Origin of the sequence: Herbidospora daliensis, assembly GCF_001570585.1 — a bacterium.
GTDB lineage: Bacteria > Actinomycetota > Actinomycetes > Streptosporangiales > Streptosporangiaceae > Herbidospora > Herbidospora daliensis.
In genome coordinates, this window is record NZ_BBXF01000006.1 from 520,848 (window position 1) to 544,672 (window position 23,825).

General features: G+C 71.0%; 19 protein-coding genes and 1 rRNA gene. 14 read left to right on the plus strand and 6 right to left on the minus strand.

All coding sequences use genetic code 11. The annotated features are described in order from the left end of the window. Positions 1-49 precede the first annotated feature (49 nt). On the plus strand, positions 50-985 hold the full coding sequence (locus AW274_RS30675) for an ROK family transcriptional regulator (protein ID WP_062439367.1): 936 nt from the start codon (positions 50-52) through the stop codon (positions 983-985). Here the strand turns inward: AW274_RS30675 and AW274_RS30680 are convergent. Further along, positions 982-1,452 (minus strand): TspO/MBR family protein, encoded by a 471-nt coding sequence (locus AW274_RS30680; RefSeq protein ID WP_062439370.1) that lies wholly within the window; start codon positions 1,450-1,452, stop codon positions 982-984. The two genes, AW274_RS30675 and AW274_RS30680, sit on opposite strands and share 4 nt — an antisense overlap. A 29-nt stretch (positions 1,453-1,481) precedes the next feature. Further along, the gene (locus tag AW274_RS30685; RefSeq protein ID WP_062439372.1) at positions 1,482-2,114 is read right to left on the minus strand and encodes a VC0807 family protein; all 633 of its coding nucleotides are present in this window, start codon (positions 2,112-2,114) and stop codon (positions 1,482-1,484) included. 290 nt (positions 2,115-2,404) lie between these two features. Between AW274_RS30685 and AW274_RS30690 the strand changes: the two genes are divergently transcribed. Genes AW274_RS30690 through AW274_RS30710 form a run of 5 tightly spaced genes read left to right on the plus strand, consistent with a single transcriptional unit; the run spans position 2,405 to position 9,915 of the window. Continuing rightward, a complete protein-coding gene (locus AW274_RS30690; RefSeq protein WP_157520803.1) occupies positions 2,405-4,732 on the plus strand; it encodes a hypothetical protein in 2,328 nt (775 codons plus the stop codon). Then, positions 4,733-7,858, plus strand: coding sequence for an Hsp70 family protein (locus AW274_RS30695; protein ID WP_062439378.1), 3,126 nt, complete (start codon positions 4,733-4,735; stop codon positions 7,856-7,858). After that, on the plus strand, positions 7,858-8,889 hold the full coding sequence (locus tag AW274_RS30700) for a hypothetical protein (protein WP_062439382.1): 1,032 nt from the start codon (positions 7,858-7,860) through the stop codon (positions 8,887-8,889). Before AW274_RS30695 ends, AW274_RS30700 begins: the two co-directional genes overlap by 1 nt. After that, positions 8,879-9,415: a hypothetical protein gene (locus tag AW274_RS30705; RefSeq protein ID WP_062439384.1), complete on the plus strand. Its 537-nt coding sequence runs from the start codon at positions 8,879-8,881 to the stop codon at positions 9,413-9,415. Before AW274_RS30700 ends, AW274_RS30705 begins: the two co-directional genes overlap by 11 nt. Further along, positions 9,412-9,915 carry a hypothetical protein gene (locus AW274_RS30710; RefSeq protein ID WP_062439387.1) on the plus strand — a complete coding sequence of 168 codons (504 nt, stop codon included), beginning with the start codon at positions 9,412-9,414 and terminating at the stop codon, positions 9,913-9,915. Before AW274_RS30705 ends, AW274_RS30710 begins: the two co-directional genes overlap by 4 nt. On the opposite strand, the gene leuE is transcribed toward AW274_RS30710, so the two are convergent. Beyond that, entirely contained in the window at positions 9,912-10,547 is a 636-nt protein-coding gene (gene leuE, locus AW274_RS30715; protein ID WP_062439394.1) for a leucine efflux protein LeuE, read from the minus strand. The two genes, AW274_RS30710 and leuE, sit on opposite strands and share 4 nt — an antisense overlap. 59 nt (positions 10,548-10,606) lie before the next feature. Between leuE and AW274_RS42755 the strand changes: the two genes are divergently transcribed. Both AW274_RS42755 and AW274_RS30720 read left to right on the plus strand, forming a co-directional pair. Then, entirely contained in the window at positions 10,607-10,735 is a 129-nt protein-coding gene (locus AW274_RS42755) for a hypothetical protein (RefSeq protein WP_269750632.1), read from the plus strand. After that, positions 10,732-11,832, plus strand: a complete 1,101-nt coding sequence (locus AW274_RS30720) for a YeiH family protein (protein ID WP_062439395.1) — start codon at positions 10,732-10,734, stop codon at positions 11,830-11,832. Before AW274_RS42755 ends, AW274_RS30720 begins: the two co-directional genes overlap by 4 nt. Positions 11,833-11,908: 76 nt before the next feature. Here the strand turns inward: AW274_RS30720 and AW274_RS30725 are convergent, their stop codons facing one another. Both AW274_RS30725 and AW274_RS30730 read right to left on the minus strand, forming a co-directional pair. Next, positions 11,909-13,468, minus strand: coding sequence for an ABC transporter permease (locus AW274_RS30725; protein WP_062439398.1), 1,560 nt, complete (start codon positions 13,466-13,468; stop codon positions 11,909-11,911). Further along, complete coding sequence (locus AW274_RS30730; RefSeq protein ID WP_062439402.1) at positions 13,465-14,346, minus strand: ABC transporter ATP-binding protein; 882 nt, start codon at positions 14,344-14,346, stop codon at positions 13,465-13,467. Before AW274_RS30730 ends, AW274_RS30725 begins: the two co-directional genes overlap by 4 nt. An 83-nt stretch (positions 14,347-14,429) precedes the next feature. Here AW274_RS30730 and AW274_RS30735 point away from each other — a divergent pair, with 83 nt between their 5' ends. The 5 genes from AW274_RS30735 to AW274_RS30755 all read left to right on the plus strand — a co-directional run bounded on the left by AW274_RS30735 (position 14,430) and on the right by AW274_RS30755 (position 21,798). After that, positions 14,430-14,900, plus strand: a complete 471-nt coding sequence (locus AW274_RS30735) for a GbsR/MarR family transcriptional regulator (protein ID WP_062439405.1) — start codon at positions 14,430-14,432, stop codon at positions 14,898-14,900. 226 nt (positions 14,901-15,126) lie between these two features. Continuing rightward, positions 15,127-16,740, plus strand: a complete 1,614-nt coding sequence (locus AW274_RS40660; protein WP_062439408.1) for a chitinase — start codon at positions 15,127-15,129, stop codon at positions 16,738-16,740. Beyond that, the gene (locus AW274_RS30745; RefSeq protein ID WP_062439410.1) at positions 16,741-18,507 is read left to right on the plus strand and encodes a chitinase; all 1,767 of its coding nucleotides are present in this window, start codon (positions 16,741-16,743) and stop codon (positions 18,505-18,507) included. An 11-nt stretch (positions 18,508-18,518) separates the two neighbouring features. Beyond that, complete coding sequence (locus AW274_RS30750) at positions 18,519-20,063, plus strand: cellulose binding domain-containing protein (protein ID WP_062439413.1); 1,545 nt, start codon at positions 18,519-18,521, stop codon at positions 20,061-20,063. A gap of 310 nt (positions 20,064-20,373) precedes the next feature. Continuing rightward, positions 20,374-21,798: a putative hexosyltransferase gene (locus AW274_RS30755; protein ID WP_198169490.1), complete on the plus strand. Its 1,425-nt coding sequence runs from the start codon at positions 20,374-20,376 to the stop codon at positions 21,796-21,798. Between the two features lie 246 nt (positions 21,799-22,044). Here AW274_RS30755 and AW274_RS30760 read toward each other — a convergent pair whose 3' ends face one another. Beyond that, complete coding sequence (locus tag AW274_RS30760; protein WP_062439416.1) at positions 22,045-23,094, minus strand: AI-2E family transporter; 1,050 nt, start codon at positions 23,092-23,094, stop codon at positions 22,045-22,047. Positions 23,095-23,514: 420 nt separating this feature from the next. Between AW274_RS30760 and AW274_RS30765 the strand changes: the two genes are divergently transcribed. Continuing rightward, positions 23,515-23,825, plus strand: a 16S ribosomal RNA gene (locus tag AW274_RS30765); the annotation flags it as partial.

Genomic DNA, 23,825 nt, shown 5'->3' on the forward strand with positions numbered 1-23,825 from the left:
GTACTCCATGGTTCGAGGGGTACGATCAAATTAACAGTTAGGCTTCCTGATGATTAAGGCGACCCCCCGCACAGCTCGGGCGATCAACGACCGGATGGCGCTCGACCTGCTGGTCGAGATGGGCCCCCTGACCGCCCCGCAACTGCGCGAACTGACCGGCCTGTCCCGCCCGTCGGTCTCCGACCTGGTCGAACGGCTCCACGACGCCCGGTTGATCGAGCCGGCCGGCGAGACCGGCGCCGACCGGCGCGGCCCCAACGCGCGCCTGTGGCGGGTCGCGGCGGCGCGGGCCCACGTGGTGGGCGTCGACGTGCGCCCCGATCATGTGAGCGCGGTCTGCGCCGACCTGGCGGGCGAGACGGTCGGCGAGGCGGAGCTGCCGGGCCGGCCGGGGATCGTGGCGGCGGTGCGGGCGGTGGCGCGCGGGCCGCTGCACACCGTCGTCGTCGGGGCCCCCGGCCACGGCTCCCGCGACGGCCAGGAGGAGGAACACGAGCTGGGCGCCCGCGTGGTGATCGAGAACGAGGTCAACCTGGCGGCCATCGCCGAACACCGCGCCGGGGCGGCCGTGGGCCGCGCCGACTTCGCGCTGCTCTGGCTCGACTCCGGCACCGGCGGCGCGCTGGTGCTCGACCACAAGCTGCGCCGGGGCGTCTCGGGGGCGGCGGGCGAGGTGGGCTTCCTGCCGCTGCGCGGCGGCGACCTGCACGACCTCGTCTTCGAGGCCCCGCTCGACGTGCTGGCCGAACGGGTCGCGCTGGGCGTGGCGGCGATCGCCGAGGTCGTCGACCCGGGCCTGGTCGTCTTGGGCGGCGGCGCGGGCCATCGGGGCGGCGCGGAGCTGGCGGCGCGGGTCCAGCGGGCGGTCGAGGAGCTCTGCCCGGTGCCGGTGCGGGTCACCGCGAGCACGGTGGCCGACAACCCGGTGCTGCTCGGCGCCGCACTGCTCGCCCTCGACGCCGCCAGGGACGAGACGTTCGGCTAGTTCGCCAGCCAGATCGACAGGTTGAGCGCGGCGGCGAAGGTCACCCAGAGCAGATAGGGCACCAGCAGCCATCCGGCGGCGCGGCTGCGGCGCAGGAACATCACGATGTTCACCACGATCGCCGCCCACAGCAGCGTGATGTCGACGAACGCGGTCCCGTAGAGCCCGGCGCCGAAGAACAGCGGCGTCCAGAGGGCGTTGAGCACGAGCTGCACGACGTACGGGACGAAGGAGCGGTCGAGCCCGCGGGACTTCCAGACCAGCCAGCCGGAGATGGCGATCAGGGCGTAGAGGACGGTCCAGACCGGGCCGAACAACCACTGCGGGGGCGCCCACGGGGGCAGGTCGAGCCGGACGTAGACGGCGCCGGCGTTCGAGGCGGCGAGTCCGCCCGTAACCGCCACCAGGGCCACGACCAGCGCGAACACGAGGAGGCCGGGCCAGCGATACCGGGTCAGAGTGCTCATGACCGAACCCCTGCCCGCAGGAGCTCAGGTCAAGCGGCGGGCTCGGCGTGCAGCCGGTTCAGCACCCGCTTGAACGCCCACACCGACCCCGCGAACGCCACCCCGGTGATCAACGCCACCGCCGACGTGCGGACCAGCAGGTAGGTCGAGACGTTGTTGTGCAGCAGCAGCCAGATGCTCACCGCCGAGTTGCACATGAGCACGAAGGCCCACAGCAGAGTGATCCGGGCGAAGAACTGGCGCATGCGCTCGTGCTTGAGCACGAACTGCGGCAGGTGGATGTAGTCGAGCGTGAGCCGCTGGACCAGCGGCTTGTTCAGCCGTACGGAGGCCAGGAAGGCCAGCGCGATGCAGATCGTGCCGAGCTCGGGCTGGATGAAGTAGACCACCGCGTCGCCCGTCCACCACCCCAGCAGCGCCCGCACCGTGATCGCGATGGCCGCGAGGACCATCGTCCCGGGCACCGGCCGCCGCCGGACCAGCCGGTAGGCCACCCCGATGTAGACCCAGGAGACGGCGGCGATGAGCCCGCCGTCGAGCCCGAGCAGCGCGAACGCCGTGTAGAACACGGCGAGAGGCGCGACCACCCCCTCGAGCAACCGGGGGATCGCCGATTTGATCAGGGCGGTCAGCCGGGGAAGGGCGAACTGAGGGTGGGTCATGCTGCTCCTTCAGGCGTCGGAGCACCGACGCTAAAGCTTCCGCGCCTACCCATGGGGCAGTGTGTGAAAACCCGTTGGGGAGGCCGTGGCCGATTCGTTACAGTACCCGACCCCTAAGGGTGGTCGGGCTTACCCCCTAAGGGACATCTGCGGAGTTAGAGGGATCTAACCCTCAGGACAACAGGGCGTTCTCGGCCCTTTCTCCGGGCTCGTCCCTGATGCCGGAAGGCCCGTGACTCCGCTGAGGTGGACGTAGCCACCCCAGGAGGGACCACGTGACGGTCGAGCACATGAGACAGGACATCCGCACGGCGGAGGAGTACGCCGCCGGGATCCGGCGCCTGCTGGAACATCCCGATCTGCCCGACGAGCTGGGACCGGCCGTCGCCCGCACGCGCGACCAGGCGGGCCGGCTCCTCGACGCCACCCGGCGTCCCTACCAGCTCGGCGTGCTCGGCGAGTTCAGCGCCGGCAAGACGATGTTCATCGCCTCCCTGCTCGGGCTGGAGGGCCTGCTCATCGGCGACCAGCCCACCACGGGCAACGTCACCGCCTACTGGGTGCGCCAGGGGCGCTCCGGCGTCCCCACGGTCGTCACCGGCCGGCACGCGATCTACCTCACCGAGACCGCCGTCGCCCAGCGCCGGGAGTCGATCGGCCAGGAGCTGCACGCCGCCGGCCGCGCCCTGTCCGGCCCGGCCGCCGCCGGGTTCGAGCAGGCCGTCTGGGAGGCCGCGGCCAGGAGCGGCGACGGCCGCACGCTGCTGCGCTGGCACCAGGCCCACGCGGCCCAGGCCCCCAACCAGGTCCGCCGCCTGTCGGCCCAGCTCGTGGCCATCGCACTGGCCGTCAGGGAGTTCGGCAGCCGTCTGGGCGCCCGGCCGTCGATCACCGAGGCCGAGGCCGAAGACCTGCTGCTGATCTCCGAGCGGCGGCCGGTCTCCGAGCCCGACCCCTTCTGGATCGTCGACCACATCGCGGTGACCGTGGAGGTCGCCCCCGAGGTGCTCGACCTCGACCGGCTGCTCGGCGACGCCTCCTGGAACCACGAGGTCTCCAAGGACCGCATGGTGGTCTACGACTTCCCGGGCTTCCTCAACGACATCTCCGGCGAGCGCGACCTGACGCTGACCAAGACGCTGCTGCCCGACATGGACACCGTGATCGCCCTGCTCAAGGGCGGCAATCCCGACGGCATGGCGTCCGACGAGCTCACCTCGCTGCTGCGCGAGGTCTACCCCGCCGACCGGCGCGGGCGGGTGCTGGTAGGGGTGGGCAACCTCGGCGACGTCCAGGACGTCCGGCGGTTCGAGACCCCGGCCCTGCGGCAGGCGCAGTCCGACGACGAGGTGCTCGCCCAGGTGCCCACCCTGCGCAAGCTGCTCGACACCGCCGGGCGGCTCAACCCCGACGACGACCCCTTCTTCTACTCGGGGCTGACGGCCCTCCACCACATGGGTCTCTCGGGGTCGCTCGACAACCGGGTCGGGGAGGCCGTCAGGGTCGTCGAGGCCGCCGGGGCGGTCGCCGCCGGGTTGCCGCAGTCGAGCCGGCTGCGGACCCTGCTGACCGCGACCGCCCGCGACGGCGGCAAGGAACTGGTGCTCGACCGCCTCGCCGACCGGCTGGCCGGCTACGGCCTCACCGCCCGCCACAGCCGGGTCGTGAAGGAGCGCGCCGCCCTCGACCTGGCCGAAGGCGACCTGGAGGCGGCGCTCGACCAGGCGTCCCGGATGGTCTTCGCCTCGGCCGGGGCCGAGACGGAGAACCTGGTCAACCAGGTCAAGACCGTGCTGAGCAGCCTCAAGGCCGACCTGCCGCCGCTGCTCGCCGAGACCCTCGGCGGCGGCAACCCCTCGCTCATGGACGAGATCCGCGCCGACCTCATCGCCCGCGTCTTCGCCTGGCCCCAGTGGTGGGCCATCATGTCGACCGCGACCGGCACCGAGCTGCGCGCCGGTCCCGAGTCGACCGAAGAGTTCGTCGGCCCCTTCACCGCGGTCTGCCACGAGGTCTACGCGAGCTCACGGAACCTGGCGCTGGTCCGCTGGGAGCAGGCGGTGCTGGCCAAGGCCCAGACCCTCGTGACCGACGACCTGCGCCGCCGCCTCGCCGCCGTCGACCTCCCCGAGCAGGAGCGCGAGACGCTGGCCGCGCTGATCAGGCCCGCCGAGTGGCGCGGGATCCTGACCAACGCCGCCGCCGACCTGCCGCAGCCCGACACGCGCGGGGTCGAGCACGCCTTCCCGATGCGCCGCCCCCACCGGTTCGCCTGGTCGATCCCCCACGACGATCGCCCGGCCGAGGACGCCTGGTTCGTGCACCAGCTGCACCCCGTCCACGTGATCCGGCTCCGGCAGCAGGTCGTCGACGCCGCCGACATGGTGGTCCGAGACTGGCTCGACGCGCTGCGCCCGCTGGCCGACGCGCAGATCAGAGGGGGTCTGGAGACGCTGGAGGACATCCTGGAGCAGATCCGCGCCGACGTCGTCCGCCGCCCGGCGCAGGCCAAGGGCACCCCGCTGCTGGAGGAACTGCGCAAGCTGCGCGCCGCCTACCCCAGCGGCGGCGTCAACGTCGGGTTCTCCCGGTTCGCCGACTGGAAGAAGGGCGCGTAGATGGAGATCTACCTCGCCGGCCCCGACGGCGGCCGGGTGACCGACGTCAGAGTGCCCGGACCGCTGCCGCTCCCGATCGTGGTGCCCGAGCGCGACGCCGTCATCCGGTCGATCACCGTCGAACCCGCCGGGGCGCTCGCCGCCCGCTGGACGCCGCAGGTCCCGCCGGGCGGCATGAGCCTGCGGGGCGGCAGCGCGTGGCGGCTGCTCGGGCCGGTGTCGGCCGGGCCCTCCGACGCGCCGGCCGAACCGGCCGTCTTCACCTGGACCATCACCTACGAGTACGAGGGCGGAAACCGCCGAATGGCCGAGAGCCGTGTCACCGTCAGTCCCGAGCCCACCCCCGACCTCGACGTCAACAGCGGCTGGATCGCGCTCGACTACGGCACCAGCACGACCTCGATCACCCTGTTCGACCAGCGCCGCCAGCACGCCCTGATCGGCTTCCCGCCCTCCCAGCGGGAGGTGCTGCGCCGGGAGCTGACCCTGCGCTTCGACGGGCACCCCGGCTTCGGGCTCGACGGCCAGAGCTGGCAGCGCTTCCTGGCCGCCACCGGCAGCACCCTGGCGACCGCCGGGGGGAGCGCCGACCCGCTCCAGGCCGCCAGGGCCGTCCTCGACAACGACACCTCCACCAGCGGCGCCGGGCTCTACCGGCTGCTGCTGACGATGGAGCGCCAGGCCGCCCAGGTGCGGCAGCCGATCGTGTCCCAGGCGCTCCAGGGGCTCTACCGGGCGGCCTTCGACGTGCCGCCGATCCGGGAGCAGCGGATGATCAGGATCCCGCTGCACGCGGGGGAGGAGACGATCGACAGCGAGATCGCCGTCCACGGGCTCGACCCGCTGACCGTCAGCATGGCGGCCGACGGCCACCGGCCGGGCGGGTCGGCCGAGCCGCTCGCGCCGGAGGTGCGGTCGCAGCGCAGCCTCAAGCAGTTCCTCGGCTCCGCCCGGTCGCTGCCGGGCCTGCCGGCGGGCCATCCGGTGACGCCCGACGACGTGATCGCCGCCGCCTGGGCCGGCCTGATGACCGAGAAGGTCGCCAAGTACTGCCACGACCACCCCGACGAGGTGTCGACCAAGCCGATCACCCACGCGGTGGTGACCTACCCGACGGTGTCGCCGCCCCGCATCCGCCAGGACGTCGAACGGCTGGCCCGCCGCATCGGCATGCGCCAGGTCGTGACCGCGTACGACGAGGCGACCGCCGCCGCGATGTTCTACCTGATGCGCGACTTCGCCGGCGACCAGGCGGTCGGCATCGAGGCGTTCCGGGCGCACACCCGCCAGGTGGGCGACAAGCAGTGGCACCGCAACATCCTGGTCGTCGACATCGGCGGCGGCACCACCGACATCGCGCTGCTCGGCATCACCCTGCTCGACCAGACCGTCTACGGGACCGGCCGCGACGAGCGGGTCCAGGGCCGCTACTACGCGCTGCGCCCGGCCGTGCTGGCGAAGGCGGGCCGGGCCCAGCTCGGCGGCGACCGCATCACGCTGGGCGTCTTCAAGCACCTGAAGGCGCTGCTGGCCGACGCGGTGCTGACCCGGTCGCCCCGGCTGGTGCGCGAGGAGTACCCGGGCTACCTGACCGGCGGCGTCTACGTCCCCGGCTCGCTGCTGGCCCCCGCTGCCGGCCCCGACGCCGAGCAGCGCCGGGCCGACCTGATCGAGAAGGTGGTGCCGACCCGCTGGGCGAGCGCGGCCGGTGACCGGCACGCCGCCGAGGAGCGGTTCCGGCGCCTGTGGAGCCAGGCCGACCTGGCCAAACGCCAGCAGTCGAGCCACGAGGGCGACTACGTGGTGCGCCGGGTGCCCGAGCTGCTCCAGCTGGAGGGCCGGGCCCGCGACCTCACCGAGCCCGACGAGGTGGTGATCAAGCAGGAGGAGATCAACCGCATCGTCGAGGAGGTGGTCAGGGACGCCTTCGCCATCGCCCTCAGCGTGGTCAAACGGCGGCTGGGCCGTGACGAGAAGGGCGTGCCCGACGTCCTCGACAAGGTCATCATCTCCGGCGGCACGTCGGCGCTGCCGCAGGTCCGCAGGGTCCTGCTGGAGACGTTCGCGCAGGCCGGCGACCACGTGAACTGGAACCCCCTCGACGTCGTGTACGACCCCGTCTTCGCCAAGACCGGCACCTCGATCGGCGCCTGCTGGGCCGAGCACGTCCGCCAGAAGGGCTACGCCAGCGCCTCCCAGGCGACCCAGCGGGTGCGGCGCGGCCTGACGGAGCTCTACATCGACGTGGACAACCTGTTCCACGCGCTGCCCAACTCGCTGGTCTTCGACGCCACCGGCGGCCAGCTGTTCCCGATCTTCCAGGTCGGCGAGCGGTTCGACCGCATCGAGGTCGACGGCGAGATCGAGGGCCGCCGCCGCTACGGCGACTGGATCCCCGTGCCGCAGAACATGGCGATCTACCGCCAGCCGTTCGCGGTCGAGGAGGAGCGCAGCCTGTGGAGCCACCTGAACACGCACGACCTGCTCAGGGGCCGGGTGCCGGCCGAGCAGCAGGCCGACTGGCACCGGCAGGTGCAGGTGACGTTCGAGGTGAACGAGCGGGAGATGGTCACCGCCCACTTCTGCCACCAGTCGGGCCCCGTCCACGCGCCCCGCTTCGGCCCGGCCAAGGCGACCCGCGGCCTGGTGGCCAGAGACGAGGCGGGCCGTTTCGTGCTCCAGCGCGACATCGTGGTCAACCCCTACACGGCGGGCGGCCTGGCCTCCGCCCCGCAGCCGATCTTCGCGGCCGGGACGGTGCTGAGCGACCGCCTGCTCACCGACGACGGCCGCCACGCCGCCGGTCTGATCGGCCGCCCGCTGCCCAAGGACGTGCCCGGCGACGGGCTCTGGACCTTCTACACCCCCGAGCCCGGCCGGCCCGACTCCCTGACCCAGATCGGCGAGTCGGTGCGGGCCCCGAAGGCGGGGCTGCTCGGCGCCGACATGGTGCCGGTGCTCGACGCCGAGGGGCGGCTGACCGTGGAGTCGGGCTACGTGCGCTTCCGGGAGGCGCGGTCCCCGGCCGACGTCGTCGCCGACCCGGGGTCGGTGTTCAGCGTCGCGATGACCCCGGGCGACCCCGACGTCGACGAGAAGCTCAACCCGTTCACCGGCAGCCACTGATGGCGCTGGAGGAGACGCTGCGCGCGGTCCTGTCCCAGACCGCGACCGCGCCCGCGGCGCTGACGAAGGGATTCCTGACCGGGCTGCGCACCGCGCTGGACGCCCTGCCGGCCGGGCCGGGCACGGCCGAACTGGCCGCCGACCTCGACGCCGTGCTGGCCGCGCCGGAACCCCAGCGGCCGGTCGCAGTGGCGAGCGCCGCGAGCCCGCTGCGCGAGGCCCTGCTCGACCTGGCCGAACGGATCGCGCCCGGCTCGACCTCGCCCGCCCACGACGAGGGCGTGTTGTGGACCGCCGTCCACCTCAACGCGCTGCGGCTGTCCCGCCGCGACGCCGACCTGGTACGCCGGGCCGCCGAGGAGGCCGCCCTCAGGGCGGGGGCCCGGCCCGGCAAACCGGGGGCGGCGGTCACCCTGCCCGGCCCCAAGGACGAACGGCTGATCCCGGCGCTGAAGGTCGGCGGCCGCACGGTCGCGCCCGGCCTGGCGGTGGGCGTCGGCGGCGCGCCGCAGACCGGCGGGCCGGTCCCGGCCGACCTGGCGGCCTTCGCGGCGATGGTGCCGGTCCTGGCCGGGCTCGACCCGGGGCTGCACCACTGCCTCCAGGCGCTGGAGTTCTCCGGCCTGCGCGGCCTGGCCGAACCGGCCGCCCTGACCGGCTACGTCGGCCAGCTGAACCAGCGCCTGGAGGAGGTCGCCGGGCGGCCGAGGCACTCGGGCCCGTGGCTGGAGTCGGTGGTCCGCCTGCACGAGGCGCTCTGCTCGGTCGTCCACCTGCCGCCCGCGCCGGAGGACTCCTGGTGGGGGGAGTGGCGCATCGCCTGCAACGACGCCCTGTCGGACGCCGCGCTCGACTCCGGCGCGGGAACGGTCAAGTTCCCGCCGGGCCGCTACCGCTCGGCGGGCGACCTGACCCGCCACGACATCGCCATCCACTACCCCGAACGGCCCGGCCAGGTGCTCGCGTGCGTGCGGGCGTGGTCGAGCGTGCACGGGATCGAGACGCCGGGACGGGTCATCTATGCCAGCTGAACTGGTCGTCTGGCCGTCCGACGACGACTACGTCCGGGCCCTGAGCGGGCCGGCGGAGTTCGGCGCGGGGGAACTGCGCGGCGCCTGGGTGGCCATGGACGGCCCCGACCGAGCGCGCAGCTTCCCCTGGCCGGGCGGGATCGGGTTCGAGGTGACGGCCGAGAGCGAACTCGTGCTGCTCTGTTTCACCTCGGCGGCGGCCTCCGACCGCTGCCACCGGCTGGCCGCCGAGGGGGGCGGCGACCTGCACTGGCACCACCGGGGCATCGCCATGGACGGCCGGTGGGTCCCGGTCGCCACCTGCGAACGCGGCGCCTTCGACCCCCGGACCGCCTTCTGGGCCGAGCCCGCCGAGCCGACCCGGGAGCTGCGCGTGCCGAGGATCCCGACGGCCACGATCGAGCCCGCCGCGCCGCCGCCCCCGCCCGTCGTGCCCCGGCCCGCGCTGCCGGTGTGGCTGCTGCCGGTCGTGGCCGTGATCACCACCCTGGCGCTGGCCGGGCTCGTGCTGGTGTCGCTGGCATGACCCGCGCCCGCGCGCTCGTCGCGCTCGTCTGCGTGCTGGCCGCCCTCGTCGTCGCCCAGGCGCTAATCGCCCGCGCCAAGGTGGCGGGCCTGCGCGACACGATCGAGGTGTACGAGGCCAAGGGCGCCGTCTCCGCCTCGACCCTGGCCGGGGCCCGATTGCGGGCGAAGGTCGTGGCCGGGCTGGCGAACACCCGGTGCGACGGCCTGCCCGAGTGCGCGCAGGCCAACCCGGTCACCGTCGAGCCGTGCGACGGCGGCCTGTGCGTCTCCCATGCGTGGTCGGGCCGTGAGCAGGTCGCCGGCGGAGAGGCCGCGGGTGCGGCCGAGGTCGCCGGCTGCGAGGGGGCCCGCTGGCGGTTCACGTTCGAACCGGCGCGGGCCGCCTTCGACCCGGAGGCCGGGTTGTGGTTCGTCACCGCGTTCGACGCCCGGCTGCGCCTGTCGAGCCCGAAAGGCGGCTGCGCGGCGGTCTGGGAGGCAACCGGCGCGCGGGTCTAGAGGCTGGTGGTCGCCAGCTTCGCCCCGAACCCGAGGAACACCGCGCCCACGCCCGTGGTCAGCCCCGCCGAGAGCACCTTGCGCTGCCGGAACTGCCCGGCCAGGAAGGTCCCGCCGAAGATCAGCGCCGACAGGTAGAGCACCGAGAACACCTGCAGGATCGCGCCCAGGATCAGGAACGACAGGGCCGGGGCCGCGTAGGTGTGGTCGACGAACTGGATGAAGAACGAGACGAAGAACAGGATCGCCTTCGGGTTCAGCAGGCTGATGACCAGCGCCTTGCGGAAGGGGTCGGCCGAGGGCGCGGGGGTCTCGATCTCGCCGGTCACGGAGCGCCTGCGCCACGCGCCCCAGATCATCGTGAGCCCGATGTAGGCCAGGTAGGCGGCGCCCGCGTACTTCACGATCGTGAAGAGCAGTTCGCTGGACATGAGCAGCGAGGCCGCGCCCGCCGCCGAGGCGATCATGAGCACCGAGTCGCCGATGAAGACGCCGGCCGCCGCGCGGTAGGCGTCGCGCACGCCGCGCTGGGCCGCGGTGGAGAGCACGAACAGGGAGTTCGGGCCGGGGAGGAGGACGATCAGGAACGCGCCGATGACATAGGTCCATATGTCGGTGATGCCGAAGAACACGTGGTCACGATACTCCGTGGGGCTTTACCGGTAATTCCTATATGTTTAGTATGAAATGCATGACCGAACCCCCCACTCGGCAGGAGAGCCGGACCCAGTTCAACGAGGACTGGGCGGCCACCGTCATCGGGCTCGTCCTGCTCGTGCTCGTCATCGTCGGCGTGATCCCTCCGGGGCTGATCCCATGACCGGAACGCGGTCTCAGGCTCAGTCGCCGGCCCGGAACGCCGGTCTTCACGCCGTCCTCGGCGTCGTCGTCGTGCTGGTGCTCGGCGCGGCCACCCGGTTCCTGGAGAAGAACGTCCCCGTCTGGTTCGAGGGCGATGTCGCCAAGGCCATCGAATATCCCGTCTACGCCATCGTCCTCGGACTCATCGGCAATGCGATCCTCACCGCCACCGGGTGGCGGGAGCGGCTCGAAGGCGGCTTCCGGACCGAGTTCTTCATCAAGACCGGGCTCGTGCTGCTCGGGGCGTCCATCAACCTCAAGGTGATCGTCACGGCCGCCGGGCCGGCCGTCATCCAGGGCATCCTGCTCATCACCAGCGTGTTCCTCTTCACCTGGTGGCTCGCCGGGCGGCTCGGGATCGACGACAAGCTGCGCGCGTTGTTGTCGTCGGCCGTGTCGATCTGCGGGGTGAGCGCGGCCATCGCGGCGGCGGGGGCCGTCCAGGCCCGGAAGGAGCAGCTCGCCTACACGGCCAGCCTGGTGATCGCGTTCGCGCTGCCGTCGATCTTCCTGGTGCCGTGGCTGGCCTCGGTGTTCGGGCTGAGCGACGAGGTCGCGGGCGCCTGGATCGGCGGCAACATCGACACCACCGCCGCCGTGACCGCGGCCGGGGCGCTCGTCGGCGAGGACGCCCTGGCCGTCGCCTCGATCGTGAAGGTCACCCAGAACGCGCTGATCGGGATCGTGGTGATCGCGCTGACCGCGTGGTTCGCGTTCCGGGTCGAGCGCACGCCCGGCGCGAAGGCGCCCGGGATCGGGGAGTTCTGGACGCGGTTCCCGAAGTTCGTGCTCGGGTTCGTGGCCGCCTCGGTGATCGCCACCTGGTATCTCGGCACCGTCCCCGCCGCCGACGGCAAGGAGGTCATCGCGGTCGCCAACGACCTGCGGGTGTGGTTCCTGATCCTGGCCTTCGTGAGTATCGGCCTGGAGTTCAAGGTGAGTTCGTTGCGCGAGGCCGGCTGGCGGCCGGTCGTGGTGTTCGGCAGCGCGGCGGTGCTCAACCTGGTCCTGGCGCTCGGGCTCGCGCTGCTGCTCTTCAGCGGCTTCACCGTGTGAGGTAAGTCACAATCCGGAGCTTGGAACGTGCCTGAGGGTGACGCCCCTTGTTCGGGGCGTCACCCTGCCGGTAGCTTCACACCCCGACGTCGCGGCGGCGGAAGCCCCACAGGCCCGCCGCCGTCAGGACCACGGCCACCACGGCGAGCACGACCAGCGGAAGCGCGGTCACCTCGCCGCCGGGGAGGTGGGGCGTGTGGGTGAACGGCGACAGGTCGAGCACGGCCTGGCTGAGCTGGAGCAGTGCGCCGATCTGTCCCAGCAGCAGGCAGATCGCCAGGATCCCCCACGCCACCCCCGTCAGCCGGGGCAGCAGGCCGAACAGCGCGACGGTCAGGCCCGTCAGGGTGGCCGCCGCCGGAGCCTGCGCCAGCGCCGCGCCGATCAGCCGGGGGACCTGGCCCAGGTCGCCGACGTCCGCGCCGTAGGTGAGGCCGAGACCGGCGCCGATCATGAGCAGCGCCACGATCGGGCCGGCCACCGCGAAGACCACGTGGCCGAGCGCCCACGGCACCCGCGCGGTCCCGGTGGCCAGCACCGGTTCGGCGCGCATCGTGCTCTCCTCCGCGCGCATCCGCAGCGCCGCCTGGATCCCGTAGGCCGCCGCCGCGATCGCCGCGATGCCCAGCAGGGTGGAGATGAAGGTGTCGGTGAGCGACACCCCGCCGCCCAGGCGGGCGAACAGCTCGGCCAGCTCCGGGTTGCCGTTGAACGCCTCGGTCGCGCCGGACACCGCGCCGCCGAAGGCCAGCCCGAAGATCAGGAAGCCGACGCTCCAGCCGGTCAGCAGCCCCCGCTGCAACCGCCAGGCCAGCGCGAACGGGCCGGTCAGCGAGGTCGAACCGGCCGGGCCGAGCCGGGTCGGCACCAACCCGCCGCCCACGTCGCGGCGGACCGAGAGCCATCCGGCCAGCCCGGCCAGCAGCGCCGCCAGGCCGAAGGAGGCCAGCAGCGGCAACCAGGTCTCGTCGGCGAACGGCTGGGTGTACTGGCCCCAGGCCAGCGGCGAGGCCCACGACAGGCCCGACCCGGTCGCGTCGCCGGCCGCCCTGATCAGGTAGGCGAGGCCGAGCACGGCCAGCCCCAGCCCGCGCGCCGGTCCGGCGTTCTCGGTGAGCTGGGCGGCCACCGCGCCGACGGCGGCGAACACGATCCCGGCGAACGCCAGCGACAGGCCGAGCAGCAGCGAACCGCTGGAGAAGCCCATGAAGGCCGCCGTCAGCAGGCCCAGCACCAGGTCGGCGCCGACCGCCACGACCAGCGCGGCGGCGAGCGGGGCGTGCCGTCCGACGACGGTCGCGGCGACCAGTTCCCGCCGCCCGGCGTCCTCCTCGGTACGGGTGTGCCTGATCACCACGAGCACGTTGATCAGCGCGACGATCAGCAGGGTCAGCCCGGCCCGCTGGGTGGCCAGGGCGCCGACGCTCGACCCGTAGATCGGGCCCAGCATCGCCTCGATCGAGGGGATGCCCGCCGTGGTCCGGGCGTACAGCTCCCGGGCCTCGTCGGTGGGCGTGAGCTCGGCGAAGCTGGCGGCGTACACGGCCGGGAGCGCGGCCAGGATCAGCACCCACAGGGGGAGCAGCACCCGGTCGCGCCGCAGGATGAGGCGGATCAGGTGCCGGAGGCCGGTCATCTCGCCGCCCCCTGGTAGTGGCGCATGAAGAGCTCTTCGAGGGTGGGCGGCTGGGAGGTGAGGCTGCGCACGCCGGCGGCCGTCAGGTGCTTCAGCGTGTCGTCGAGCCGGTCGGTGTCGACCTCGAAGCGCACCCTCGTGCCGTCGACGACCAGGTCGTGCACGCCCGGGATCGTGGTGAGGGGGGTGGCCAGGTCGGCGCTGATCGACGTGCGGGTCAGGTGGCGCAGGTCGGTCAGGGTGCCGCTCTCGACGGTCTGGCCGTTCCTGATGATGCTCACCCGGTCGCACAGCTGCTCGACCTCGGCCAGGATGTGGCTCGACAGCAGGACCGTGCGGCCCGACGTCTTCTCCTCCGCGATGCACTCCCGGAAGACCTCCTCCATCAGGGGGTCGAGGCCGGAGGTGGGCTCGTCGAGGATGAGCAGTTCCACGTCCGAGGCGAGCGCGGCGACCAGGGCGACCTTCTGCCGGTTGCCCTTGGAGTAGGCGCGGCCCTTCTTGCGCGGGTCGAGGTCGAAGCGCTCCAGCAGCTCGGCGCGGCGTTGGGGGTTCAGCCCGCCGCGCAGCCGGCCGAGCAGGTCGATGACCTCGCCGCCCGACAGGTTCGGCCACAGGGTGACGTCGCCGGGCACGTAGGCGAGGCGGCGGTGGAGCGCGGTGGCGTCCTTCCACGGGTCGCCGCCCAGCAGGCGGGCCGACCCGGAGTCGGCGCGCAGCAGCCCGAGGAGGACACGGATCGTGGTCGACTTCCCCGATCCGTTCGGGCCCAGAAAACCGTGCACCTCCCCGGTCCTGACCGTGAGGTCGAGTCCGTTGAGCGCGTGCGTCCGGCCGAAGGTTTTGTGGAGGCCGGACACCAGGATGGCGTTTTCCATGGTTCGGACCGTACGCTCGTTTCACAAATTTGTGAAATCTATGACGCGTATGAATCGCGTATATATTTTGGTGGGGAGGTTGGATGCGAGACGAAGAACAGGTACGCATGGCCACCGAGCGGATGGCCATGGTGTTCACCGGCTGGGGCTTTCCCCGGATGGCCGCCCGGGTGCTGATGACGGTGATGATCGCCGACGAGGACGCGCTCACGGCCGGGCAGATCGGCGAGCGCCTGGGGGTGAGCCCGGCGGCGGTGTCGGGGGCGGTGCGCTACCTGCTCCAGGTGGGGATGCTGGCCAAGGAGCCGCAGATCGGCTCGCGCAGCGACGTCTACCGGCTGCCCGACAATCCCTGGTACGAGGCGACGGTCCTGAAGAACGACCTGTTCATCTCGCTGTCGGCGATGGCCGAGGAGATCGGCGTCGCGCTGGGGGAGGACACCCCGGCGGCCCGCCGGGTCATGACCATGAACGAATACTTCAAGTTCGTCCACGAGTCGCTGCCGATGCTCATGGACCTCTGGCGGAAGTACAAGATCGAACATGGGCTCTGACTGACAGAGTGGTCTGACACTTGTTGACATAGACCGCCTCGGAGTTCCGGGGCGGTTTCGTCATGTTTCACCGGATAACGGGATGGGCCTTGTGACGCGCGGATCGGCGGGCTACGATCCCCCCAACTCTTAGGAAACTTTACTAAAAGAAGCTTCGACTCACCGCGTCAAGTCACCGGACGCATCCACAGCCTGTCCTCCCACTCCCCCCACCAGAGGTTGTGACATGCAACGTAGGTATGTCTGGCGAACGCTGACGGCGGTCTTCTCGCTCGCGCTCGCCTTCGTCGTGATCCCCTTCGCCGCGAGCCCGGCCAGCGCCGCCGCGACGGCGACGTTCACCAAGACCTCCTCGTGGGGGTCGGCCTTCGAGGGCAAGTACGTCATCACCAACAGCGGCCCCAACGCGGTCAACGGCTGGTCGCTCGCCTTCGACCTGCCCTCCGGCGGCGCCGTCAGCTCCCAGTGGGACGCCACGCTCACCCGCAGCGGCCAGCGCTTCACCTTCTCCAACGTCGGCTGGAACGGCACCATCCCGGTCGGCGGCTCGGTGAGCTTCGGCTTCATCGCCAGCCCCGGCAACGCCACCCCCGCCAACTGCACCGTCAACGGCGTCTCGTGCGGCGGCGGCACCAACCCCTCGCCGTCGCCCTCGCCCTCGCCGCAGCCGGGCGTGCCCGGCAAGCCGGGCACCCCGTCGGTCACCGGCACCACCGGCTCGTCGATCTCGCTCTCGTGGGGCGCCTCGTCGGGCACCGTCACCGGTTACCGCGTGTACGAGGGCGGCACCCAGCGCGCCCAGGTCACCGGCACCACCGCCACCATCTCAGGGCTGGCGTCGTGCACCGGGAAGACGTACACGGTCAGGGCCTACAACGCGCAGGGCGAGTCGACCGCCAGCGACGCCGTGAGCGGCTCCACCACCGGCTGCCCGATCGGGCCGCTGCCCAAGCACTTCCTCACCGGCTACTGGCACAACTTCGTCAACCCGGCCACCGAGCTGAAGCTGTCGGCGGTGCCGAACGAGTACGACCTGATCGCCGTCGCGTTCGCCGAGGCCACCAGCACCCCGGGCCAGGTCACCTTCGCCCTCGACAGCGGCCTCGCCGCCGCCGTCGGCGGATACACCGAGGCCCAGTTCAAGGCCGACGTCCAGGCCAAGAAGGCGGCGGGCAAGAAGGTCATCATCTCGGTCGGCGGCGAGACCGGCCGCGTGCAGGTCGCCAGCAGCGCCGCCGCGACCCAGTTCGCCAACTCGGTCTACTCGATCATGCAGACCTACGGCTTCGACGGCGTCGACATCGACCTGGAGAACGGCCTCAACGCCCAGTGGATGGGCGACGCGCTGCGCCAGCTGCGCAGCCGCGTCGGCTCGTCGCTGATCATCACGATGGCCCCGCAGACGATCGACATGCAGTCGACCGGCATGGAGTACTTCAAGCTGGCCCTCGGCATCAAGGACATCCTCACGGTCGTCCACATGCAGTACTACAACTCCGGCTCGATGCTCGGCTGCGACCAGGCGTTCGCCTACGGCCAGGGCTCGATCAACTTCCTCACCGCCCTCGCCTGCATCCAGCTGGAGAACGGGCTGCGCGACGACCAGGTCGCCCTCGGCCTCCCGGCCGGGCCCGGCGCGGCCGGCGGCGGCGTGGTCGCCCCGTCGATGGTCAACCAGGCCCTCACGTGCCTGGCGACCCGCACCAACTGCGGCAGCTTCGTGCCGCCGCGCGCCTACCCGGGCATCCGGGGCGCGATGACCTGGTCGATCAACTGGGACGCCAGCAACAACTGGAACTTCTCCCGGACCGTCCGCCCCCACCTGAACACCCTGCCGTAGATGAAGATCCGCAGCCTCATAGCAGCTGCGGCCCTCGTGCTGGGCGGCGCGTTCGTCGCGTCGCCCGCCCAGGCCGCCAACATCGCCGCCAACCCCGGCTTCGAGTCGGGCCTGACCGGCTGGACGTGCTCCTCGGGCGCCCAGGCCGTCACCACCCCCGTCCGTTCGGGCTCCGGAGCGCTGGCCGCCACCCCGGCCGGCAGCGACTTCGCCCGCTGCTCCCAGACCGTGACCGTCCAGCCGAACACCGCCTACACGCTCTCGGCGTGGGTGCGCGGCCCCTACGTCTTCCTCGGCGCGATCGGGTTCTCCGAGACCTGGGCCGCGCCCGGGGCGAGCTGGGCCCAGCTCACCCGCGCCTTCACCACCGGCGCCTCCCAGACCTCCGTGACGATCTACCTCAACGGCTGGTACGGCCAGGGCACCTACTACGCCGACGACGTCGTGCTCGACGGCCCCGGCGGCAACCCGCCCGGCCCGCAGCCCCCGGCCGCGCCGGTCCTGTCGTACAGCCAGACGACCACCGACGTGAACCTGTCGTGGCCCGCGGTCTCGGGCGCCACGGGGTACCGCGTCTACCGCAACGGGTCGCTGATCTCCTCGCCGACCGCGACGGCCTACACCGACCGGCCCTCCGCCGGGACCCACGGCTACCAGGTCAGCGCGGTCAACGCGGCCGGCGAGTCGGCGCGGTCGAACACCGTCACCGCGACGGTCGGCAGCGTGCCGCCGCCGCCCACCGGCCTGCCCAAGCGGGTCATGGTCGGCTACCTGCACGCCTCGTTCGCCAACGGCTCCGGCTACACGCGGATGGCCGACGTGCCGAACGAGTGGGACGTCATCAATTTGTCGTTCGGCGAGCCGACCTCGGTCACCTCGGGCGACATCCGCTTCACCCAGTGCCCGGTCGCCGAGTGCCCCAACGTGGAGACCGAGGCGCAGTTCATCGCGGCCATCCGGGCCAAGCAGCAGGCCGGCAAGAAGGTGCTGATCTCGATCGGCGGCCAGAACGGCCAGGTGCAGCTCACGACCACGGCCGCGCGCGACAAGTTCGTCCAGTCGGTCGGCGCCATCATCGACAAGTACGGCCTCGACGGTCTCGACATCGACTTCGAGGGCCACAGCCTGTCGCTGAACGCCGGTGACACCGACTTCCGCAACCCGACCACCCCCGTGATCGTCAACCTGATCGCGGCGCTGCGCTCGCTGAAGGCGCGCTACGGGAGCCGTTTCATCCTGACCATGGCTCCAGAGACGTTCTTCGTGCAGCTCGGCTACCAGTTCTACGGTTCGGGCCAGTGGGGCGGCGCCGACCCGCGCGCGGCCGCGTACCTCCCGGTCATCCACGCGATGCGGAACGACCTGACCCTGCTCCACGTGCAGGACTACAACTCCGGGCCGATCATGGGCCTGGACAACCAGTACCACACGATGGGCGGCCACGACTTCCACGTCGCGATGACCGACATGCTGCTCGCCGGCTTCCCGATCCAGGGGAACACGAACAACGTCTTCCCGGCGCTGCGGCAGGACCAGGTCGCCATCGGCCTGCCGTCCTCCCCGCAGGCGGGCAACGGCTTCACCACCGTCGCCGAGGTCCAGAAGGCGTTCGACTGCCTGGCCAAGGGCGTCAACTGCGGCCCCTACCGGCCGCGCGGCGTCTACCCGAACCTCCGGGGTCTGATGACCTGGTCGATCAACTGGGACCGGTTCAACAACTTCGAGTTCTCCCGCAGCCACCGCTCCTACCTCAACGCGCTCGGATAGGACGTGTACCGATGAAACGCTTACGCGTGCTCCTCGCGGCCTCCATCGCCTTCGCGGGTGTCCTCGTCGCCACCCCCGCGCACGCCGCGCCCGCCACCGCCGTCTTCACCAAGACCTCCGAATGGGGGTCCGCCTTCGAGGGCAAGTACGTCATCACCAACGGCACCACCTCGACCATCAGCGGCTGGTCGGTCGCCTTCGACCTGCCCTCGGGCGGCAACGTCAGCTCCCAGTGGGACGCCGTGCTCTCCCGCAGCGGCCAGCGCTTCACCCTCTCCAACGTGGGCTGGAACGGCTCCATCCCGCCCGGCGGCACCGCCAGCTTCGGCTTCATCGCCTCGCCCGGCTCGGCCGTGCCCGCCAACTGCACCCTGAACGGCCAGCCCTGCGGCGGCGGCACCACCAACCCGGGCGCGCCCGGCACCCCCGGGAACCCGTCGGTCACCGGCTCGACCAGCTCGTCGATCTCCCTCTCGTGGGGCGCGTCCTCGGGCACGGTCACCGGCTATCGCGTGTACGAGGGCTCGACCCAGCGCGCGCAGGTCACCGGCACCTCGGCGACCATCTCGGGGATCGCGGCCTGCACCTCCAAGACCTATTCGGTGAGGGCGTACAACAGCGTGGGTGAATCGTCCTCGTCCGCCTCGGTCACCGGCTCGACCACGGGCTGCCCGACCGGCGGCGCGCGGATGCCCGGCGCGCCCTACCTCTACATGGGCTGGGGAGACCCGCCCAACCCCGCGACCGTGATGGCCGCGAGCGGCGTGAAGTCGTTCACGATGGCCTTCATCCTGTCGTCGGGCGGCTGCAACCCGGCCTGGGACGGCAACCGCCCGCTCAACAACGCGGCCGACGTCAACGCCATCAACGCCATCAAGGCGGCCGGCGGGTCGATCCAGGTCTCGTTCGGCGGCTGGCAGGGCAACAAGCTCGGCCCGAACTGCTCGACGCCGCAGGCGTACGCGCAGGCCGTGCAGACGGTGATCAACGCCACCGGGCCGGCCGTGGTCGACTTCGACATCGAGAACACCGACGAGTTCGAGAACTACACCGTCCAGGACCGCATCCTGAACGGCCTCAAGATCGTCAAGCAGAACAACCCGAACATCAAGATCGCGGTCACCTTCGGGACGTCGACGACCGGCCCCACCTCCCACGGCGTGCGCCTGATCAACCAGGCCCGCGCCCTGGCGGTGCCGATCGACAACTTCACGATCATGACGTTTGACTTCGGCAGCTCCAACATCCAGCAGGACACGATCAACGCCTCCGAAGGACTGAAGAACGTCCTGAAGTCGGCCTACGGCTACACCGACGCACAGGCCTACGCGAAGATGGGCATCTCCGGCATGGTCGGCCTCTCCGACCAGTTCGAGACCACCACCCCCGCGGCCTGGACGGCGATCCGCGACTACGCCCTCCAGCGTGGCCTGACCCGCTTCGCGACCTGGTCGGTCAACCGCGACCGGCCGTGCCCCGGCGGCGGCGTGGTCGCCAACTGCTCCGGCATCAGCCAGTCGAACTGGGACTTCACCAGGATCACCGCGGGTTTCTGACCGTCACGACCGTCGGGGCGCTCTGACCGGGCGCCCCGACGGTCCCGGAACCGAGGGCGGTGCCGCACCCATGCCGGGACGCCGGGGTGCGGCACCGCTCTCTTCGCGGCGTCGCGGGTTCCGTGTCGTCGAAGTTCCACGTCGTCTCGGGGCGAGGCGGGAGCGGGGCGTCGCGCCGGATGCGGCGGGGGGCGGGAGCGGCCGGGCGGCGCCGGGGTGGGCGGAGCCGTAACGGAAGCCGGTTCTTCCCCGGAGTGCGGCGCGCGACTGACGACGGCGAGGCATGCGGAATGGCTAAGGTTGGCGCGTCATGGATTACGCAATCCCCACGGGAATCCTTCTCGTCACCGGTGTCGTGCTCGCCGTCCTCGCCCAGCGGAGGGGGTGGCAACCCTCGCTCCTGGCGATCCTCGGCGTCGGCGTCGTGGTGCGGGTCCTGATCATGGCGTTCTCGGCCGCCGACTCGTGGCAGCCGATCGACTTCGTCAACAGCTTCCGCCCGGCCGGCGAGGCGATCCTCGAAGGACGCAACCCGGTCAACAGCGGCTGGCACTTCCTGCCCGCGATCCCCTATGTCTACGGGGCGCTGATGTGGCTGGGCATCCCGTGGGAGGTCGCCGGACGGCTGGTCACCGTCGTCGCCGACCTGGCGCTGATCCCCCTCGTCGGCAAGCTCGCGGGCCAGGGGCGGCAGCGGCTCCGGGCCTTCCAGTACGCCTGCAACCCGCTCGCGGTCCTGGTCGCCTCGGTCCACGGCCAGGTCGAGCCCGTCTCGCTGGTGTTCGCCGTGGCCGCCTACGTGGTGGCGCGGGGGCCGGGGGAGTTCCGGGGGAGCGAGCCGCTGCTCGACCGGCCTGACCGGATGGTGCGCAGCCTCCTCACCCGCGACGCGACCGGGGTCACCCGCCGCGCCGTCTACGCCGGCCTGCTGATGGGGCTGGCGCTGTGTGCGAAGAGCTGGCCGGTCATCCTGGTGCCGGGCATGCTGATGTTCCTGCCGGGGGTGCGGGCCCGGATCGTGTCGGGGTTGTCGGTGGCGGTGCCGCCGATCCTGGTGCTGCTGACCATGCCGCTCGGCGGCTGGGTGCGCTGGGACCAGCTCGTCGACGTGCTCAAGGAGATCAGCCTGCGGCCGAGCGACGTGCGGCCGATCACCGGCGACTGGGGCTGGACCGCCGTGATCAACGGCGGGCAGTGGGACCTCACGCCGTGGAAGCTCGTCGTCGGCCAGTACATGATCTACGCCGTGGCGGCGTTCTGCCTGTGGTGGTGGCGCAAGGCCGACCCGATCGACGTGTCGATCGCGATCCTGCTGGGCTTCATGGTCGTCACGCCCCGCCTGGGTGCGCAGTATCTGCTCTGGTTCATGCCGTTCCTGGTCGCCCGCCCCACCAAGTGGGCCTGGCCGGCGATCATCGGCAGCTCCCTGTGGGCCGCGACCGGCTATCTGGTGCTGACGCAGTTCCGCGGCGCCGACTGGGGCGCCCTGCACGCGCCGTGGGCGATCAGCTCGATCGTCCTGTTCCCGCTGCTCATCGCCGCGATGCCGTGGGCCCGCCGGTCATTCGACGATCAGGCGGACCAGGTGCCCGTGACTCTTGAACCCGGGCGGGTCGGCGTCGAGCACCCCCGTGACGCAGTCGAAGACCCGGGGCTCGCTCTGCAGGACGAAGAAGACCGGCTCGGCGACGGCCGCCAGAAGTCCGACAGCGGCACGGTGCAGCGCGACACCTGACAGGTCCTCGCCGATCGTCAGCCGCACCTCGTAGACCCCGTCGTCGAGCAGCCGTTCGCCCACGATCCGCCACCGCTCGCCGCACGCCTTCTTCAGGTGCGGCAGCAGGTGGACCTCCGGCTCCTCGGTCACCCAGCCGTCGCGGCGCATCGCCGCCACCAGCGTCTGCACCTGCGGATCCATCGCCGAGCCGTCGGCGATCCCGGTGTGCCGCTCATCGATGTCCCATCTGCGCACGCCGCGACCCTATGCCGGGGTACGCCCCTGCGGGGGCGCTTCCCCCGAAACGAGCGCCCGCGCGAACCGGGCAGAAGGATCGCTGTCGATGAGCAGCGCCCGCACCAGCAGTGAGAGCGGGATGGCCAGCAGCGCGCCCAGCGGCCCGATCACGAAGGCCCACACGATCAGCGAGATCAACGTCATCGTGGTCGACAACCCGACGGCGTCGCCGAGGAACTTCGGCTGCACGAACGACTGCACCACCACGTTGATCACGATGTAGGCGAGGATCACCAGCAACATCGTCGAAAAGCCCCCGTCAAGCAGCGCGAGCAGCGCCGGCGGCACCAGCCCGAGGATGAAGCCGATGTTCGGCACGTAGTTCGTGATCAGCGCGAGGATGCCCCAGAGCAGCGGCAGCGGCACGCTGAAGATGACGAGCGCGATCACGTCGAGCACCGAGCAGATGATCCCGAACACCGTGGAGACCAGCAGATAACGGCGTGTCCGCGACGCGAACGTGGTCAGCGCCGCGTGCAGCTCGGGCCGCTCGACCTTGGCGACCCTGATGATCCGGGTGAACGCCGGCGCGTCGAGGTTCATCGACAACGACAACACCACGATGAGGAACAGCGCCGACCCCGCGCCCAGCGCCCCCGCGAGCAGCCCCTGCGCGACCGGCAGCAGCTTGCTCGGGTCGAAGGAGGCGACGGCCTTGTCGATCTGGTCGGCCCCGAACCCGATCCCGGCCGCGAAGGCCCGCGCCTGCGCCGCCAGTGCCGCGAACTTGTCCGTGTACGACGGCGCGATCGTCGCCAGCTGCGCCGCCGCCACCGCGATGATCGCCACCATCCCGGCGAGCACCAGCAGCACGACGAGGAAGGGAACCGCCACCTGCACCCAGGTCGGCGCGCCCTTCCGCTCGAGCACACCCCTAATGGGCGACACCGCCACGACGAGCACCAGCGCCAGCATCACCGGGCCGACGATCGACCCCACGGCTTGGACTCCGGCCAGCGTCACGACCGCCGCAGCCGCGGTCAGCAGGACGACCAGTGCGCGCGGCAGCTCGATCATGAGGCGTTTCTACCCCTCTGACCGGCGGAGATCCAGAGTTGGCGATCAACTGACCGAGCCGTGACCTCGCGGCCGTGCGGAAGCACTCCGGCGAGCTGTTAATCTTTAACACGTCGACCTGGTTCGGCAAACCCCACACAACAAGAACCGGAACTCCGGCCGATTTGACATCGACTGGGATCTGGCTAAGTTAGAGGGGTTGCTTTTCGGCAGGAACCGCAAAAAGTGCCAGTTTGACACTAGCGGGAAACGCTGAAAAGATAAAGGCACAACAGCAAGAAAAAAGAACGAAAACAAAGCAAGTCCGTTTCTTGAGAACTCAACAGTGTGCTAAAAGCCAGTGCATGATGCACAACCCCGTCTATTAGACGGATTCCTTTGGTTGACATTATGTCAGCCGGGAAAATTCTCTGAAGACATCTTTTGGAGAGTTTGATCCTGGCTCAGGACGAACGCTGGCGGCGTGCTTAACACATGCAAGTCGAGCGGAAAGGCCCTTCGGGGTACTCGAGCGGCGAACGGGTGAGTAACACGTGAGTAACCTGCCCCTGACTCTGGGATAAGCCTGGGAAACTGGGTCTAATACCGGATGTGACGTCTTCCGGCATCGGATGGACGTGGAAAGTTTTTTCGGTCAGGGATGGACTCGCGGCCTATCAGCTTGTTGGTGGGGTAGTGGCCTACCAAGGCGACGACGGGTAGCCGGCCTGAGAGGGCGACCGGCCACACTG